The organism is Kitasatospora sp. NPDC033851 (assembly GCF_055576085.1).
Genome location: NZ_JBVIRL010000011.1, coordinates 184,646 through 200,099, shown reverse-complemented (window position 1 = coordinate 200,099; position 15,454 = coordinate 184,646). Strand labels below are relative to the sequence as shown.

General features: G+C 73.6%; 13 protein-coding genes. 5 read left to right on the top strand and 8 right to left on the bottom strand.

Features of this window, described 5'->3' with window-relative positions; translation table 11 throughout:
* Positions 1-15: 15 nt before the first annotated feature.
* Positions 16-897, top strand: coding sequence for an N-acetylglucosamine kinase (locus tag ACZ51D_RS22405; RefSeq protein WP_465621335.1), 882 nt, complete (start codon positions 16-18; stop codon positions 895-897).
* 14 nt (positions 898-911) lie between these two features.
* On the opposite strand, the gene ACZ51D_RS22400 is transcribed toward ACZ51D_RS22405, so the two are convergent.
* Positions 912-2,165: an SUKH-4 family immunity protein gene (locus ACZ51D_RS22400; protein WP_465621333.1), complete on the bottom strand. Its 1,254-nt coding sequence runs from the start codon at positions 2,163-2,165 to the stop codon at positions 912-914.
* 355 nt (positions 2,166-2,520) lie between these two features.
* Between ACZ51D_RS22400 and ACZ51D_RS22395 the strand changes: the two genes are divergently transcribed.
* Positions 2,521-5,331, top strand: coding sequence for a penicillin acylase family protein (locus ACZ51D_RS22395; protein WP_465621331.1), 2,811 nt, complete (start codon positions 2,521-2,523; stop codon positions 5,329-5,331).
* Between the two features lie 72 nt (positions 5,332-5,403).
* Here the strand turns inward: ACZ51D_RS22395 and ACZ51D_RS22390 are convergent, their stop codons facing one another.
* Positions 5,404-5,706 carry a hypothetical protein gene (locus ACZ51D_RS22390; protein WP_465621330.1) on the bottom strand — a complete coding sequence of 101 codons (303 nt, stop codon included), beginning with the start codon at positions 5,704-5,706 and terminating at the stop codon, positions 5,404-5,406.
* Positions 5,707-5,837: 131 nt separating this feature from the next.
* On the opposite strand from ACZ51D_RS22390, the gene ACZ51D_RS22385 reads away from it, so the two are divergent.
* Positions 5,838-7,064, top strand: coding sequence for a threonine synthase (locus ACZ51D_RS22385; protein ID WP_465621328.1), 1,227 nt, complete (start codon positions 5,838-5,840; stop codon positions 7,062-7,064).
* Here ACZ51D_RS22385 and ACZ51D_RS22380 read toward each other — a convergent pair.
* Entirely contained in the window at positions 7,061-7,819 is a 759-nt protein-coding gene (locus tag ACZ51D_RS22380) for a class I SAM-dependent methyltransferase (RefSeq protein ID WP_465621327.1), read from the bottom strand. The genes ACZ51D_RS22385 and ACZ51D_RS22380 overlap by 4 nt on opposite strands.
* Positions 7,820-7,916: 97 nt before the next feature.
* Between ACZ51D_RS22380 and ACZ51D_RS22375 the strand changes: the two genes are divergently transcribed.
* Together ACZ51D_RS22375 and ACZ51D_RS22370 are read left to right on the top strand one after the other, a co-directional pair.
* A complete protein-coding gene (locus ACZ51D_RS22375; protein ID WP_360498933.1) occupies positions 7,917-8,423 on the top strand; it encodes a winged helix-turn-helix transcriptional regulator in 507 nt (168 codons plus the stop codon).
* A gap of 252 nt (positions 8,424-8,675) precedes the next feature.
* On the top strand, positions 8,676-10,010 hold the full coding sequence (locus tag ACZ51D_RS22370) for a hypothetical protein (RefSeq protein ID WP_465621412.1): 1,335 nt from the start codon (positions 8,676-8,678) through the stop codon (positions 10,008-10,010).
* Between the two features lie 241 nt (positions 10,011-10,251).
* On the opposite strand, the gene ACZ51D_RS22365 is transcribed toward ACZ51D_RS22370, so the two are convergent.
* The 5 genes from ACZ51D_RS22365 to ACZ51D_RS22345 form a co-directional block, all read right to left on the bottom strand.
* The gene (locus tag ACZ51D_RS22365) at positions 10,252-11,319 is read right to left on the bottom strand and encodes a hypothetical protein (protein ID WP_465621325.1); all 1,068 of its coding nucleotides are present in this window, start codon (positions 11,317-11,319) and stop codon (positions 10,252-10,254) included.
* Positions 11,316-12,158, bottom strand: coding sequence for an ABC transporter ATP-binding protein (locus tag ACZ51D_RS22360; protein WP_360498929.1), 843 nt, complete (start codon positions 12,156-12,158; stop codon positions 11,316-11,318). The genes ACZ51D_RS22365 and ACZ51D_RS22360 overlap by 4 nt, the downstream gene beginning before the upstream one ends.
* Complete coding sequence (locus ACZ51D_RS22355) at positions 12,155-12,586, bottom strand: GntR family transcriptional regulator (protein ID WP_465621323.1); 432 nt, start codon at positions 12,584-12,586, stop codon at positions 12,155-12,157. Before ACZ51D_RS22355 ends, ACZ51D_RS22360 begins: the two co-directional genes overlap by 4 nt.
* A gap of 145 nt (positions 12,587-12,731) precedes the next feature.
* The gene (locus ACZ51D_RS22350) at positions 12,732-13,787 is read right to left on the bottom strand and encodes an MDR family NADP-dependent oxidoreductase (protein WP_465621322.1); all 1,056 of its coding nucleotides are present in this window, start codon (positions 13,785-13,787) and stop codon (positions 12,732-12,734) included.
* Positions 13,784-15,448: a phytoene desaturase family protein gene (locus ACZ51D_RS22345; RefSeq protein WP_465621410.1), complete on the bottom strand. Its 1,665-nt coding sequence runs from the start codon at positions 15,446-15,448 to the stop codon at positions 13,784-13,786. Before ACZ51D_RS22345 ends, ACZ51D_RS22350 begins: the two co-directional genes overlap by 4 nt.
* Positions 15,449-15,454 lie beyond the last annotated feature (6 nt).

The window sequence follows — 15,454 nt, the reverse complement described above, 5'->3', positions numbered from 1 at the left end:
ACCGGAGCCGCCCCCGTGACCACCCTCCAGCTCGGCGTCGACGCGGGCGGCAGCCGCACCCGCGCCGTCCTCCTCGACACCGTCGGCACGCCGCTCGGCCGGGGCGAGAGCGGCGGCGCCAACCCCGCCGGGCAGGACCCGGCCCGCACCGTCGAACACCTGGCCGCCGCCGTGTCGGCCGCACTCGGGCGCCGCGATCCGGCCCGGGTCGCGGCCTGCCTGGTCGGCCTGGCCGGGTACGGGGCGCTGGCCGACCAGGACGGTTTCGCCCGGCGGACCCGCGCCGCCCTCGGCCTCCACTGCCCGGTCCGGCTCGTCCCGGACACCGTCCCCGCCCTGGCCTCCGGCGGCGTCACCGACGGCCGGGGCGCCGTGCTGATCGCCGGGACGGGCACGATCTGCGTCCGCTTGGACGGCACCCGCACGCTCGCCCGCCACGGCGGGCTCGGCTGGCTGCTCGGCGACGAAGGCGGCGGCTTCTGGCTCGGCCGGGAGGCCCTTCGGCACGCGCACGCCGACCCGGACGGCCCGCTCGGCACCGCCGTCCGCGCCCACTGCGCCGCCGACTCCCCCGACGGGCTGCTGCGGTGGGCCTACGACGGCCCGCCGCGCCGGCTCGCCGACCTCGCCCCGCTGGTCTCCCGGCTGGCCGCCACCGGCGACGCCACCGCCCTCGCGATCGCCCGCACCTGCGCCGGCCACCTGGCCGCGCTGGTCCGCGCCACCGCCGTGCCCGCCGAACCGCTCGTCCTCACCGGCTCGGTGGCCACCTCACCCGGCCCGATCCGGCAGCACCTCCTCCACCACCTCGCCGACCTCGCCCCGCGCCTGCCGAGCACCGACGCGGCCACCGCCGCCGCCCGCCTCGCCGGCCGCCTGGCCCGCCGAACCCCCTGATTGCCCGCCCGCCGCTACTCCAGCAGGCTCCCCATGTGGCCGTCGTCGATCCGGATCGGCCAGAAGTGCGTCTCGGACGCGAACGCCTCCGGGTCCAGCGCGCGCAGGGCTTCCTCGGCCGCACAGTCCAGCAGTTCCCGCGGGTGGAAGGCCTCCCAGGGCACCGGTGCGTGCCCGCCGTCCCAGTGGCGCCGGTCGGCGCGCAGGCGCTCGTACGTCCAGACCACGTAGAGCATGGCCGAGACGTCGCGGTGCAGGTACGCGGCGGGCTCGCCGTCGTCGAACCAGGCCGGGAGTTCGAGGCGGCCGGTGGCGCCGTCGAGCGCGATGGTGAAGTCGTACGGCCAGTCGCCGAAGGCCAGGAACTCGCCCTGGTAGTCGCGGCGGTACTCCTCGCCGTACTCGGGGTCATCGGGTTCGAAGGAGTCCGGGAAGGTTTCCGCCATCGTGAACAGCGGCCCCACCGGGTCGATCCGGAAGATCCCCCGGGTGGAGACCGGCAGGCCGAGCCCGGTGAGCAGCCGCCGGGTCGGGGCGTGGCTGAGCACCGCCGGCAGGTCGTCCTCGTGGAAGCGCCGGACGGTGCCGTCGGTGAGCACCGCGAGGTCCTCGACCAGGGCCGCGTCGATGGCGTACCGCAGGCCGTCCGGCTCGCCCGGCAGCGCTCCCCAGGCGAGGGCCCGGACCCGCGTCGCCGTCTCCCAGTGCGCCGGCCGGTCGTCCGTCCGCCGGAACAGCTCCGGATCGGCCTGGCGCATCCGCTCCAGGGAGATCCGGACGGCCTCGGCGACCGTCTCCGGGCCGCGCGGCTCGAACTCCTCGCCGTCCTCGGGCTCGTACGGTTCGTCGGCGCCGGCCGTGACGGCCTCGACCTCGATCATCAGGGCGACCAGCGACTCCAGACCGCTGGCGAGCAGGTCTCGCCGCAGGGCACCGGAATGGTCCTGGCAGGCCAGGTACACCTCGCCGGTGGCCCCGTCGAGCAGCACATCCGCGAGGTTGCCCCCGTACCGGTCCTCGTACCGCGCCTCCCCCAGCACGATCAGGGTCTCGGCGCCTTCCTCCCGGAACTCGTCGTACCAGGTCGCGGCCGTCCGCAAGGGCTCGTACCAGGACGCCGCCAGGTCCAGGTACGCGAAGGAGCGGGGCAGGCCCCCGGCCGCCAGCCGCTCGCGGCTCGGCCCGTGGGTGAGCCCGGCGGGCAGCTCCCGAAGGCCCACCACGTCCGCACTCGCCTCCGCACTCCCCGCCGCGTTTGTCTCCACCACGGCACACCCCCTCCTCAACCGCGCTCCGACGGACGATCTTGCCTCCGACGCGCCCGACCATAGCCGACAGCACCGACAACCGGCCCGGCCGTCCTCGCCGCCCCCACCTGTGGCCCTGCGCAGCGGACCTCGAGGCAACGGTGAAGGGCAGCCCCACCTGTACGCCGTCACCAACGACCGGCACCTGCTGACCTTCAGCGGCGTCACCGCACGCGCGAGCGACGGTGCACCGCCACACCGCCCACGGCCCGTCAACTTCACGCCGCTCCAACGGAAATGGCATGCACGCCACTAGCCAACCGGTCAGTAGCACCCCTACCGTCGACTCCCCGTGGCTTCGACGGAGGAGTCCGCCTTGCGCCTACGCCCCCACCCCCTCCGATTCCCGGCCGCCGCCCTCGCGTCGGCCCTGCTCGTCACCGCTGCCCTGACCACCGCCCCCACCGCGGCGGCCGCCCCCACCACCCCCACGACAACGAGCGCCGCCGCCGGCGACTACTGCGGCGGCCACTGCGCCGACATCCTGCCGCCCGGTGAGAACGGCAACGCCACCCTCGCCGACATCCTGCTCAACCGGATGTTCGGCACCCGCCCCGCCCACACCGACGACCAGCTCGGCCCGTACGCTTCGCTCGCCTCCGGCTACCCCGGCCTCACCGACGCCAAGCTGCGCGACTTCTTCAACGACGCCTCCTTCGGCGTCCCCGCCGACCAGGTCGCGAGCAGCACCAGCCCCCGGTCGGACGTCACGATCGTGCGCGACAAGGCCACCGGCGTCCCGCACATCACCGGCACCACCCGCTACGGCACCGAGTTCGGCGCGGGCTACGCCGCCGCCCAGGACCGGCTCTGGGTGATGGACCTCTTCCGGCACGTCGGGCGCGGCCAGCTGTCCGGCTTCGCGGGCGGGGCAGCCGCCAACCGCCAGCTGGAGCAGAGTTTCTGGCAGGCCGCGCCGTACACCGAGGCGGAGCTGCAGCAGCAGATCGACGCGATCGCCGCCCGCGGCGGCCGGGCCACCCGGGCCCTCACCGATGCCAACGCCTACCTCGACGGCATCAACCAGTACGCCGAGGAGTCCTACAACTCCCGGACCTTCCCCGGCGAGTACGACCTGACCGGGCACATCGACCCGATCACCAACGCCGGGTCGATCGAGCCCTTCAAGCTGACCGACCTGGTCGCCCTCGCCTCCGTGGTCGGCGCCCTGTTCGGCTCCGGAGGCGGCAACGAACTCGCCTCCGCCCAGGTCAAGTCGGCCGCCGAGGCCCGCTACGGCACGGACGCCGGGGATGCGGTCTGGAAGTCGCTGCGCGAGGCCGACGACCCCGAGGCCGTCCAGACCCTGCACGACGGGCAGAGCTTCCCGTACGCGACCGTGCCCGACCAGCCGCAGGGCGAGGCGCTGCCCGACCCCGGCTCGGTGGTGCCCGAGCGGATGATCTACGACGCCGGCGGCTCGGCGAACACCGCCGCGACGAAGGCGGACGGGGTGCTCCCCGGCAATCTGCTCACCGCCAAGCACGGCATGTCCAACGCCCTGCTGGTCTCCGGCGCGCACACCGACGACGGCCACCCGGTCGCCGTGTTCGGCCCGCAGACCGGCTACTTCGCCCCGCAGCTGCTGATGCTCGAGGAGATCCAGGGCCCCGGGATCAGCGCGCGCGGCGCCGCCTTCGCCGGTCTGAGCTTCTACGTGCAGCTCGGCCGCGGCCAGGACTACGCCTGGAGCGCCACCTCCGCCGGCCAGGACATCACCGACAGCTACGCCGTCCCGCTCTGCACCACGGACGGCTCACCGGTCACCACGGCCGCCGGCTCCTACCTCTGGCACGGCCAGTGCCTGCCCTTCGACCGGCTGGAACGCAAGAACGCCTGGAGTCCGACCACCGCCGACTCCACCGCGGCCGGCTCCTACACCCTGGTGATGTACCGCTCGAAGTACGGCCTGGTCACGGCCCGCGGCACGGTCGGCGGCGCACCCGTCGCCTTCACCGCGCTGCGCTCCACCTACCGCCACGAGGCCGACTCCATCATCGGCTTCCAGGAGCTCAACGACCCCGGCGCGGTGCACGACGCGGCGAGCTTCCAGCAGGCCGCGCAGGACATCAACTACACCTTCAACTGGTTCTACGCCGACTCCCGCGACATCGCGTACTACAACTCCGGCAGCAATCCGGTGCGCGCGCCGGGGGTCGACGCCGGACTGCCGGTCCGCGCCGAACCCGGCTACGAGTGGGCGGACTTCGACCCCGCCACCAACACCGCCCGGTACACCCCGGCGGCCGAGCACCCGCAGTCCGTCGACCAGGACTACTACGTCTCCTGGAACAACAAGCAGGCGAACGGCTACACCTCGGCCGGTTTCGGCAACGGCTCGGTGCACCGCGGCAACCTGCTCGACGACCGGGTGAAAACACTGCTGCGGAGCGGCGGCAAGGTCAGCCGGGTCTCGCTCACCCAGGCCATGGAGGGCGCCGCGCTCGCCGACCTGCGGGCCGAGGACGTGCTGCCCGACCTGGTCCGGGTGCTGCGCAGCGCGCCGGTCACCGACCCGGCCACCCTCACCGCCCTGCAGCAGCTGGAGACCTGGCTCGCCGACGGCGCGCAGCGGAAGGAGACCTCACCCGGCAGCCACGCCTACGCGGACGCGGCCGCGATCCGGGTGCTGGACGCCTGGTGGCCGCTGGTGTCCGAAGGCGTCATGCGGCCCGGCCTCGGCGACCAGCTGTTCGCCGCGCTGACCGGCGCCCTGCAGATCAACGAGTCGCCCTCGGGCGGGCAGACCGGTCCCGGCGGCGGCCCGGTGAGCGCCAACGAGGGCATCCCCCACAAGGGTTCGGCCTTCCAGTACGGCTGGTGGAGCTACCTGGACAAGGACCTGCGCGCCGTCCTCGGCGACCAGGTGAAGGGCCCGCTGGCCCGCCCCTTCTGCGGCGGGGGCGACCTGACCGCCTGCCGGGGCGTCCTGCTGGACACCCTCAAGCGCGCGGCCGCCCAGACCCCGGCCCAGGTCTACCCGGGCGACGCGGACTGCTCGGCCGGCGACCAGTGGTGCGCCGACACCATCATCCAGCGCCCGCTGGGCGGCGTGACGGACACCAAGACCACCTGGCAGAACCGCCCCACCTACCAGCAGGTGGTGCAGTTCCCCAGCCACCGCTGAGCCACTGCTGGACCTGAACCAGCCCCGCATCACCCGACGGCCGCCGGCACCCCCACGGGGAACCGGCGGCCGTCACTTCACCCGATCGGCGGCGACCCTCGCGTCGCCCCGCAGGTTGTTCGCCTCGTCGCGCAGCCGCCGGCCCGCGACCGCGTACGTCCGACAGGTGGCGTTGGTGGTCATCCGTTCGGCCATCGCACCGACCAACTCCCCGGCACTGTCCACCAGCTCGGCGAGCGCGCCCAGCAGTGCCGCCTCCTCCGGCCCCGGCACCTTGTCCCGTACGCTCTCGCGGGCCTTCGGCTGCGCGTTCTCCCGCAGCTGCCGCCGCGCCTCGCCGATCGCCTCCACCATCGCCCGTACGCCGCTGTCCATCGTTCCCCCGATTCCTGTCCGACCCGACTCTCGACCGGCTCTCGACCTCGACCGGCCCGGTGAGTGTGCCCGCGCGCACCGGAATCACAAACCCCACCCGGTAGCACCTGAAACACCATTAGGCTGCTTACATGGCAACAGCAGACTCTCTCGCAACCGGCCAGCGCTCCCTCGGCGACCCCGACCTCGACTACCCGCTCTGGCCCCCGCTCACCGCGGGCTGCCCGCGCACGAGCACCGAGGACGTCTCCTACCCCGTCGAGGTCGACTACGCCTACGACAAGGCCGACCCGGCGAGCCTCTTCGCCCCCGCCCCGACCCGCGGCGGCCTGGAGCGCTGGGCCCCGCTGCTGCCGCCGCTGCTCGCGCCGGGCCTGGGCGAGGGCGCCACGCCGCTGGTCGAGATCGAGCCCGGGGTGTACGTCAAGGACGAGTCGCGCAACCCGACCTGGAGCCACAAGGACCGGCTGAACCGCTGCACCGTCAGCGCCGCCGTGGGTGTCGGCGCGCCCGGCATCGCGGTCGCCTCCTCCGGCAACCACGGCGCCTCGGCCGCCGCCTACGCCGCCCGCGCCGGGCTGCGCTGCGTCGTGTTCACCGGCCCCGACCTCCCGCCGAACGTCGCCGCCTTCCTCAACGCCTACGGCGCGGTGGTCCTCCCGGTGCCGTGGGAGGCGCGCTGGCCGCTGCTGCGCCAGGTCGTCGACCGGCTCGGCCTGCACCCGGTCAGCAACCTGACCACCACCCACACCGGGCACACGTACGGCCCCGAGGGCTACAAGACCGTCGCGTACGAGATCTTCCAGGACGTCGGCGTGCCCAGCGCCGTGTTCGTCCCGACCGGGTACGGCGAGCTGCTCTTCGGCGTCTGGAAGGGCTTCGCCGAGCTGCGCCGCCTGGGCCTGACCGACCGGGTGCCGCGCATCCACTCCTGTGAGGCGGCGGCCTCCGGCCCGCTGGCCCGGGCCCTCGAGCAGGGTCTCCCGGCCGCCCGCGTGACGGTCAGTCCGAGCAACGCCTACTCGATCGCCTCCCCGGTGAGCGGCTACCGCGGGGTGGTCGCGGTCCGGGAGAGCGGTGGCCGGGCGCTGACGCTGGACGATCACAGCCTCGCCGACGCGCAGCGCGAGCTGGCCCGCGCCGGCCTGTGGACCGAGCTGTCCGCGGCGGCCGGCCTGGCCGGGCTGCGCAGCCTCGGTGAGCCGGATCTGTCGGACGGCCCGGTGGTGTGCGTGTCGACCTCCAGCGGCTTCAAGGACCGGGGCGTCGGCACCCGGCGGACCGAGCCGGTCGCCCCGGAGTGGGAGGCGGTCCTCCGGCGCCTGCGGGCCGCCGGGGTCACGAGCGAGAACACCTAGTCCTTCACCGCGCGCCCGAGGTAGGTGACCTGGGGCCGGGCGGCCGGGGAGAGCACGAAGTCGACCAGCGGCGGGATCTCCTCGTCGGTGATCCGGCCGCCGCGGCGGGCCAGGACCGCCCGGACCAGGTTGAGCGGGTTCCGCGGCTTGAACTCGCGGACGTCCTGGTTGCGCAGCCCGTGCCGGGCGAGCGCGGCGGCGACCTCGGCGGGGGTGCGCAGCCGGTCGGCGCGGTAGCGGCCGGGCGGCATGATCCGGGTCATCGGGATGGCCTGGAAGGCGCCGAGGTAGACCAGCCGGGCGAGGGCGGTGCGGCTGACGGTGTCGTAGACCAGGGTGGCGCCGGGGGCGAGCACCCGGCCCGCCTCGCCGAGGACCCCGTCCAGGTCGCCGGTCACCTCGAGGGTGTCGGCGCAGTAGACCAGCTCGAACTCGCCGTCACCGAAGGGCAGTTCCTCGGGCTGTGCGACCAGGTCGGTGATCGTGAGGCCGTCCCGCCGATGGGCGGCCCGGGCGTGTCCGGTGGCCACCGGGGACGGGTCGACGGCGGCCACCCGGAAGCCGAGCCGGGCCAGTCCGGCCGCCGGGAGTCCGCGCCCGCCGCCGATCACCAGGGCGGGGCGGCCTTCGCCGCGGGGGGCGACTTCGGCGAGGTACTCCATCCGGACGGCCTGGAAGGACAGGGCGCGGATGTGCCGGCCGTCGATCGCCTCCGGGGACGCCGCGTCGAGCTCGATGTGCGGGGTGGTGCCCATGGCTGAACTCCCTCGGGACGCTCACGAAACATTCAGGTTCCCTGAGGGAACTTATCAGGGATGGGTTTCCTCGGGGAACCCAACTACCCTGGTCGCCATGACCCGCACCTCGCTCGCCGACGTCGCCTGCTCCATCGCCCGCGCCACCGACCTGTTCGGCGACGCCTGGACGGCGCTGATCATGCGGGACGTCCTGACCGGCATCCACCGCTTCGACGACCTCGCCCACGACCTGGGCATCTCCCGCAAGGTCCTGGCCGCCCGGCTGGCCCGACTCGTCGAGGAGGGCGTACTGGTCCGCGAGCAGTACCAGGAGCACCCGCCGCGCGAGGAGTACCGGGCCACCGAGAAGGGCGCCGAGCTGCACTCCGTGCTGATGGCACTGATGGCCTGGGGCGACCGCTGGTACGCGGGCGAGGCCGGCCCGCCGGCCCGGATCCGCCACCTGGACTGCGGGCACGACACCACGCCCGTGACGGCCTGCGGCCACTGCGGCGGGCCGGTCACCGCCGCCAACACCACCGAACTGCCCGGCCCCGGCGGCCGGATCGGCCCCGGCACCCGGGTCCTCGGCCCGCTCCTCGTCGCCCGCGCCAGGCCGTAGGGCCGCCGCCCGCGCCAGGCCGTACGGCCACCGCCGGCGCCAGGCCGCGACGAACGATGCGCCCCGACCGGCGGCCGCCCGGGGCCTGCTGTTCGCCGGGCCGTCCGCCGACGTAGGGCCGACGTAGGGTCGGCGTTCGCCGAGCGCCCGCAGGCTGGCAACCCTCCGCCAACTCCCCCCACCCGTGGAAGGGTTGCCACCGTGTCGCGTTCCCCCCGCCGCCTGCTGCCGCTGGCCGTCGCCGTCGCGGCGGTGCCCGTGCTCGCCCTGCCCGCCGTCCCGGCCGCAGCGGTGACGTACGGCACCCCGACGATCACCCTCTCGGCCGGTTACCTCTCCGGCGCGGTCGGCGCCACCGGCGACCCGACCGTGACCGTGACGGTCGCGCAGAGCGGCGCCTCGGCCTCGGCGCTGGCCGTCGCCGCCTCGGCCACCACCCGCAGCACCGTGGCCCGCACCGGCGACGTCACGGTCACCGGCACCGGCGGCGCCCGCACCCTGGCGGTCGCCGCCCAGGGCGTCGGCTACACCGACCTGACCATCAAGGTCACCGGCCTGGGCGGCAAGAGCGCCACCCGCACCCTGCACTACGCGGCCTCCGCCGCCGTCCAGTACTCCGCCACCAGCCGCTACCTCACCGGCTCCAGCGACGCCTCGGCCGCCGTGGACGCGGGCGGCGGCTACATCGTGGTCGGCGACGACGAGTCCAACACCCTGCGCCTGTACGACCGCAACAACTCCGGTGCCCCGGTGCGCACCTGGGACTTCAGCACCGCCCTCGGCGTCTCCAAGGAGATCGACATCGAGGCCGCCACCCGGGTCGGCAACACCATCTACTGGACCGGCTCGCTCGGCAACAACAAGGACGGCGTGGTCAAGCCCGACCGGCAGACCGTCTTCGCCACCACGATCACCGGCTCCGGCGCCACCACCCAGCTCTCGCTGGCCGGCCAGTACCACGGCCTGCGCGACGACCTGATCGACTGGGACTCCGCCAACGGCGACCGCTACGGCTTCGCGGCCGGCGCCGCCGACGGCCAGGTGCCCAAGCAGATCGACGGGTTCAACGTCGAGGGCCTGGAGTTCGCCCCCGGCAGCACCAGCACCGCCTACGTCGGCTTCCGCGCGCCGCTCACCCCGGCGGTCACCGGCGGCCGGGCGCTGCTGGTGCCGGTCACCAACTTCCCGTCCCTGCTGAACGGTTCGGCCGCGCACGCGGCCTTCGGCGACCCGATCGAACTGGACCTCGGCGGGCTCTCGGTCCGCGACATCCGCCGCAACGACCTCGGCCAGTACCTGATCGTGGCCGGCTCCTGGGCCGCCGAGGACAACTCCGCCCCGTACGCGCTCTACCGCTGGGACGGCCGGGCCGGCTCCCAGCCGGTCAAGCTGATCGACCTGCCGACCGGCGACTACGGCGCCTGGGAGGCCGTCCCGGACGTCCCGAACCTGGACACCCCGGGCGCCGCCGCGCAGCTGATCACCGACGACGGCTCCGCCGACCTCTACCAGGACGGCACCAACGCCAAGGACCTCACCCACCCCGAGTGGAAGAAGTCCCGCAGCACCTGGTTCACGCTCAACTGACGCCGCCCCGGGCCCCTCGGCATCCACACCGAGGGGCCACGCCAAGATCCTCATGCCGAGGGCCCCGCAGCGAGGGGCCGGCCCGCATCGGACCAGGCTCGGACCTTGTGCCAGGACGGCACCCAGGCCCCGTCCTCCACCGCGTAGGCACCGAACAGAGCGGGCGCCTCGGCCCGCATCGGCTCGCCGATCCGCCCGACTCCGCCCCCTGCCCCTCCCCCGGCCCCTCCCCCGGCCCCCGCTACACCGTGGTCCGGGCCCGGCGCACCAGCCACCAGGTCACCGCCAGGGCGACCACGAACAGCCCGAGGTTCAGCCCGTTCTCGATCAGGTGGAAGGTGCCCAGCCGGCTCGCCGGCTGCAGGCTCTGCTGGATGCCGGTCAGCCCGTGCTCCCGGAGGCAGGAGGTGAAGGCCGCGGCCCGCCCGTCGAGGATGTTGCCGCACCACTGCCCCATCACCTCGTTGTACGGGTGGAGGTGCCCGGCCGCGTCGACGAACGGCGGCTTGCCGCCGTCCAGCAGCAGTTCGTTGGCCACCGGCGCGAACGGGTCGATGCCCTCGCCCCGCTCGGCCGCGAGCGAGATCGTCCGGGTCGCCGGGTCCATCAGGTGCGGCCGCAGCTGCTCCATCAGCATCGTGCGTGCGCCGAAGGCCCCGAGCACCACCACGAACGCGGGCAGCAGCCGGCGCAGCGCCGCCCCCACCGCCACGCCGACCATCCCCCAGGCGAGGGCGAGGGTGAGCGGCAGCCAGCCGCCGGCCTGGAACAGTGTCCCTTCGAACAGGCTGCGCCGGGCACCGAGGTGGACGAGGTTCGCCACGTGCAGGCACTCGGCGGCGAGCACGGCGGTCAGCACGCCGAGGACGGTGCCGAGCACGGCGAGCTTGCCGAACAGCCACCGCAGCGGGCTGATGTCCTGGGACCAGGCGAGCAGTACGGTGCGGTGCTCGTACTCCCTGGCCAGCAGCGGCACCCCGACGAACATGCCGAGCATCGCGGGCAGGAAGACGACCAGGTTGAGCTGGTAGCCGGCGATGTCGGCGCCGTGGTTGATCCTGGCGAGCCGGTCGTCGGCGACGGCCTTGGCGCAGTCCGGCCCGTGGCACAGGTCGAGCGCGTGCTGCAGGTCGGCGGCGTTGACGACCATCCAGGCGAGGACGGCGGCCGTGAGGAGGGCGGCGCCGATCAGCTGCCCGCGGTGCTGGCGCCAGGTGAGCCAGAGGATGCCGCGCCACAGGTTCCCCCGGGCGGCGGGCGCGGGCCGGGTGGCGGCGGCGGGCGGCGGGGTGGTGGCGGGGGCGCTCACCGTCCGGTCTCCCCGAGGGAGGTCTTGAGGTAGCCGAGCACGATGTCCTCCAGGGTGACGGGGTGGCCGGTCCAGCCGGGCGCGTCGAGCGGGGTCGCCGCGCCGAGCAGGGTGCGCACCACGAAGGTGGACTGCCGGGCGGTGTGGTTCTCGTGGACGGTCTCCCCCTCGACGGGCGGCCGTTCGGCCCGCGGGCCGCTCAGCCGGACGTGCTGGGCGAGGAGGTCCTCGACGTCGCCGTCCAGGATGTTCCGGCCGTGCGAGAGGAGCAGCAAGTGGTCTCCCACGCCCGCGAGTTCGGCGACGACGTGGGTGGACAGCAGCACCGTCATGCCGGTCTCGGCGACCTCGCCGAGCAGTTCGCCGGTGACGGCCTTGCGGGCGACCGGGTCGAGGTTGGCCAGCGGCTCGTCCAGCAGGAGCAGCGACGGGCAGGCGCCGAGCGCGACGGCCAGCGCGACCTGCGCCTGCTGGCCGCCGGAGAGCTTGTCGCAGCGCCGGTCCAGCGGGATGTCGAACCGCTCCAGCCAGCCCAGCGCGCGGGCCTGGTCCCAGACGTGGTTGGTGTGGCGGCCGAAGTTCAGCATGTCGGTGACCTTGAAGTCGCGGTAGAGCGGCTTGTCCTGCGAGAGCAGCACCACCCGGCCGTCCGTCCGGTACTCGCCCGCGGTGGGTTCGAGCATGCCGCTGACGATGCCCAGCAGGGTGGACTTGCCCGCGCCGTTGGCGCCGACCAGCGCGACCACCCCGCCGGCCGGGAGCGTGAAGCTGCAGTCGTCCAGGGCGGTCACGCCCCGGTACCGCTTGGTCAGCCCGCGTACCTCCAGGGCCGCGGTCACGCCTTCGCCCCCTGGTGCGCGGCCGCCTGGCGTGCGTCGCGCTCGGCGGCGGCCGACTCCTCGGCGAGCACGGCGGTGACCAGGGCCTTGACGTCCTCGTCCTCCAGCCCAGCCGTGCGGGCCTCCGCGACCCAGCGGGCGAGCCCGGTGCGCAGCCGCGCCATGTCGTGGGGTTCGACGGCGCCGAGCGAGCCGGTGACGAAGGTGCCGGAGCCCTGCCGGGCCTCGACCAGGCCGCCGTGCTCCAGCTCGCGGTAGGCCTTGAGCACGGTGTTGGCGTTGACCGTGCACGAGACGACGACGTCGCGGACGGCCGGAAGGCGGTCACCGGGCTTGAGCAGTCCCAGCCTGAGCGCTTCCCGTACTTGCTTTACGAGTTGCGCATAGGCCGGGAGGCTGTCCGTCCGGTCCACATGGAATTCGATCACGGGGCGTCTCCTCGGTGGATGAGGTCCTGAGGCCTGCCCCTGAATTGTTATGGTCTAGTAGAACACCAGTCAACCACTACAGCGAAACACTTTCCGATCAGTGCCGAGCAGTGCCGTGCAGCGCCGAGCAGTCGGGCGCGGCCGCTCAGAGCTCGACCAGCACCTTCCCCCGGCTCGCCGAGCGGTCCTGGTAGAGGCTGCGGTACGCGGCGGGGATGCCGTCGAAGCCCCGGTGGACGGTCTGCTGGTACGTCAGGTCGCCGCTGCGGACCAGCGCGCCGACGTCCCGCCGCAGCGCCGCCCAGTTCTCCTCGGTGAACCACTCCAGCGAGAAGATGCCGCGGATCGTGGTGCGCGGGTACATGATCATCGGCAGCAGCCGGGGGCCGGCCCAGCCGCCGCCGACCTGGCTCCCCCACTGCCAGCAGACCGCCACCCGGCTCTCCACCGCGAGCATGCCGAAGACCACGTCGGTCAGCACCCCGCCGAGGCTGTCGAAGTAGCGGTCGATGCCGTCCGGGGCGAGCTCGGCGAGTTCCTTCTCCAGTCGCTCCGGAGCGTCGCCGTCGCGGTACAGCACCACCCCGTCGAAGCCCAGCTCCCACAGCCGTTCGGCCTTCTCCGGCGTCGCCGTGGTGCCGATCACCCGTGCACCCCGGTGCTTGGCCAACTGCCCGACCACCGAACCCACCGCCCCGGAGGCCCCGCTGACCAGCACGGTCGCACCGGCGCGGACATCGAGGAACTTCTCGACCGTGCCCCAGGCCGTCATCCCCGGCCCGCCCAGGACGCCGAGCGCGGTGGAGAGCGGCAGCGCCTCGTCGTAGTGGGCGGGGTCCAGCCGGCGGAAGGCCGGGAAGACCATCGGGAAGGTGCCGGTCTGCCACAGCCTGGGTGCGCCGTTGCTGATCAGGTGGCTGCGCCAGCCGCCGAAACCCTGCACCAGGTCACCGGCCGCGAACCGCGCGGCCGGCCCGGCGTCCAGCACCTCCATGATCGAGTCGGCGCCCATGTGGTCGCCGATCGGGGTGTCCAGCGCGATGCCCTGGAGGTACGGGTCGACCGAGACGTACCGGGTGCGCAGCAGCATCTCGTCGGCGGCGAGCCGGACGTCCAGCTCCTCCACGACCTTGCGGTACATCCGCTCGATGTCCGGCACACCGTCCACGTGCTCCCGGACGGTCCACTTCTCGATCCTCACGAGGTGACTCCAAACTGCCGGTCGACGGGTCCGACCGGTTCGATGAGCAGGGTGGGCGGCGGCGCGTGGTCGTCGATCTCCGCGGTGAACGGCTTGCGGTCGTCCCGGCAGATGAACTGGACGACGTGTCGGCCGGCCGCCGCCGCCCGGATCAGACCGCCGGTGGTCGCCCACACACCGGAGAGGTAGAAGTTCGCGAGGCCCGGCAGCCCGGGGCCGTTGCGCTTGATCTCCTCCTCCAGGATCTCGCCGCTCTCCACGAAGGGCTGCCAACCCAGCACCGTGCCGTCGTAGTTGCCCGTGTAGCGGACCTGGGTGAGCGGGGTGGAGACGTCCTTGACCGCCACCGCGTCCTTCAGGCCCGGGTGGTGGCCGTCCAGGAACTCGATCACGGCGTCCCGCACCCGGCGCTTCTCGCGCTGGTACTCCCGGCCCCGGCCGACCGGCAGGGTGTGCAGCTCCTCGCCGCGCCGCAGCCGGGGCGACTGCTCGGGGCCGGTGCTCAGCTCCCGCCAGGGGGCGATGTCGCAGAAGTAGCTGGCGTACACCACGGTGGTCCCGGCCGGGGACAGCTCCGGGTAGTGCCGGCTGCGGAACTGGACGTTGATGCTGGGGTGCCGGATGCCGGTGAGCCGGGCGGCGAGCTCGTCCTCCAGCAGGTAGGTGGTGCACGGGTCGCCGGCCGGGAAGGGGCGGCGCAGGCCGAGGAAGACGGTGAGGTACCCGGGGAAGACCATGCCGGGCTCGGTGATGGTCCTGGTGTACAGCCGGCGGTAGGTGTCGTTCAGGTAGCGGCCCTTGAGCAGGTCCAGCATGGTCGTCCGGCCGTCGCAGGCGGCCACCACGATGTCCGCCCGCACCTCCCGGCCGTCGCTCAGCCGCACCCCGACCGCCCGGTCCTGCTCGACCAGGATCTCGGTCACCTTGGCGTTGTACGTGATCTCGCCGCCGAGCCGCCGGTAGCGCTCCTCGATCGAGTGCGCCAGGCCGAGCGAGCCGCCCTCCGGCACGCCGGCCGACTGCCCGGCGTGCGAGGCGAGTTGGAAGTAGGTCGGCAGCACCGGGAAGTTGGGGTGCTTCTCGTACAGGACGAAGTTGAACGCCTCGCGCAGCAGCGGGCTGCGGAACCGCGCCGCGTAGTCGCTCATCAGCACGGTGATCGAGCGGCGGATCACGTTGAAGTACGGCAGGAAGGAGGCGAGCATCCGCCACCGCTCCCGCCGGCCCATCAGCCCGACCGGCTTGAGGAAGGGGTAACGGGCCAGCGCCAGGCGGAACTTGCGCAGCCCGGCGCAGAACTGCCGGATCTGCCGGGCGTCCTCCGGGGCCAGCTCCAGCAGGTGGGCCTCCAGCCGGTCCGGGTCGGAGTAGAAGTAGACCGCCCGGCCGTCCCGGGTGCGCACCACGTTGAAGACGTCGAAGTTGCGCATCAGCTTGCCCTGCAGGGCGCCGAGCTCCAGCCAGATCCGGTGCATCTCGTTGCCCGGACCGCTGCCCAGCAGCCAGCTGACGCAGCAGTCGAAGGTGAACTCGCCGCGGTCCCAGCCGGTGCAGCAGCCGCCGGGGATCTCGTGCATCTCCAGGATCCGGGTGCGGTAGCCGTTCATCTGCGCGTAGCAGCCGGTGGACAGGCCGCCGAGGCCGCCGCCGATGATGACCACGGTCTG

Coding starts and splice junctions, on each gene's coding strand:
- ACZ51D_RS22390 (WP_465621330.1), bottom strand. CDS start 5,706: ATGGACAGCGGCGTACGGGCGATGGTGGAGGCGATCGGCGAGGCGCGG.
- ACZ51D_RS22385 (WP_465621328.1), top strand. CDS start 5,838: ATGGCAACAGCAGACTCTCTCGCAACCGGCCAGCGCTCCCTCGGCGAC.
- ACZ51D_RS22380 (WP_465621327.1), bottom strand. CDS start 7,819: ATGGGCACCACCCCGCACATCGAGCTCGACGCGGCGTCCCCGGAGGCG.
- ACZ51D_RS22375 (WP_360498933.1), top strand. CDS start 7,917: ATGACCCGCACCTCGCTCGCCGACGTCGCCTGCTCCATCGCCCGCGCC.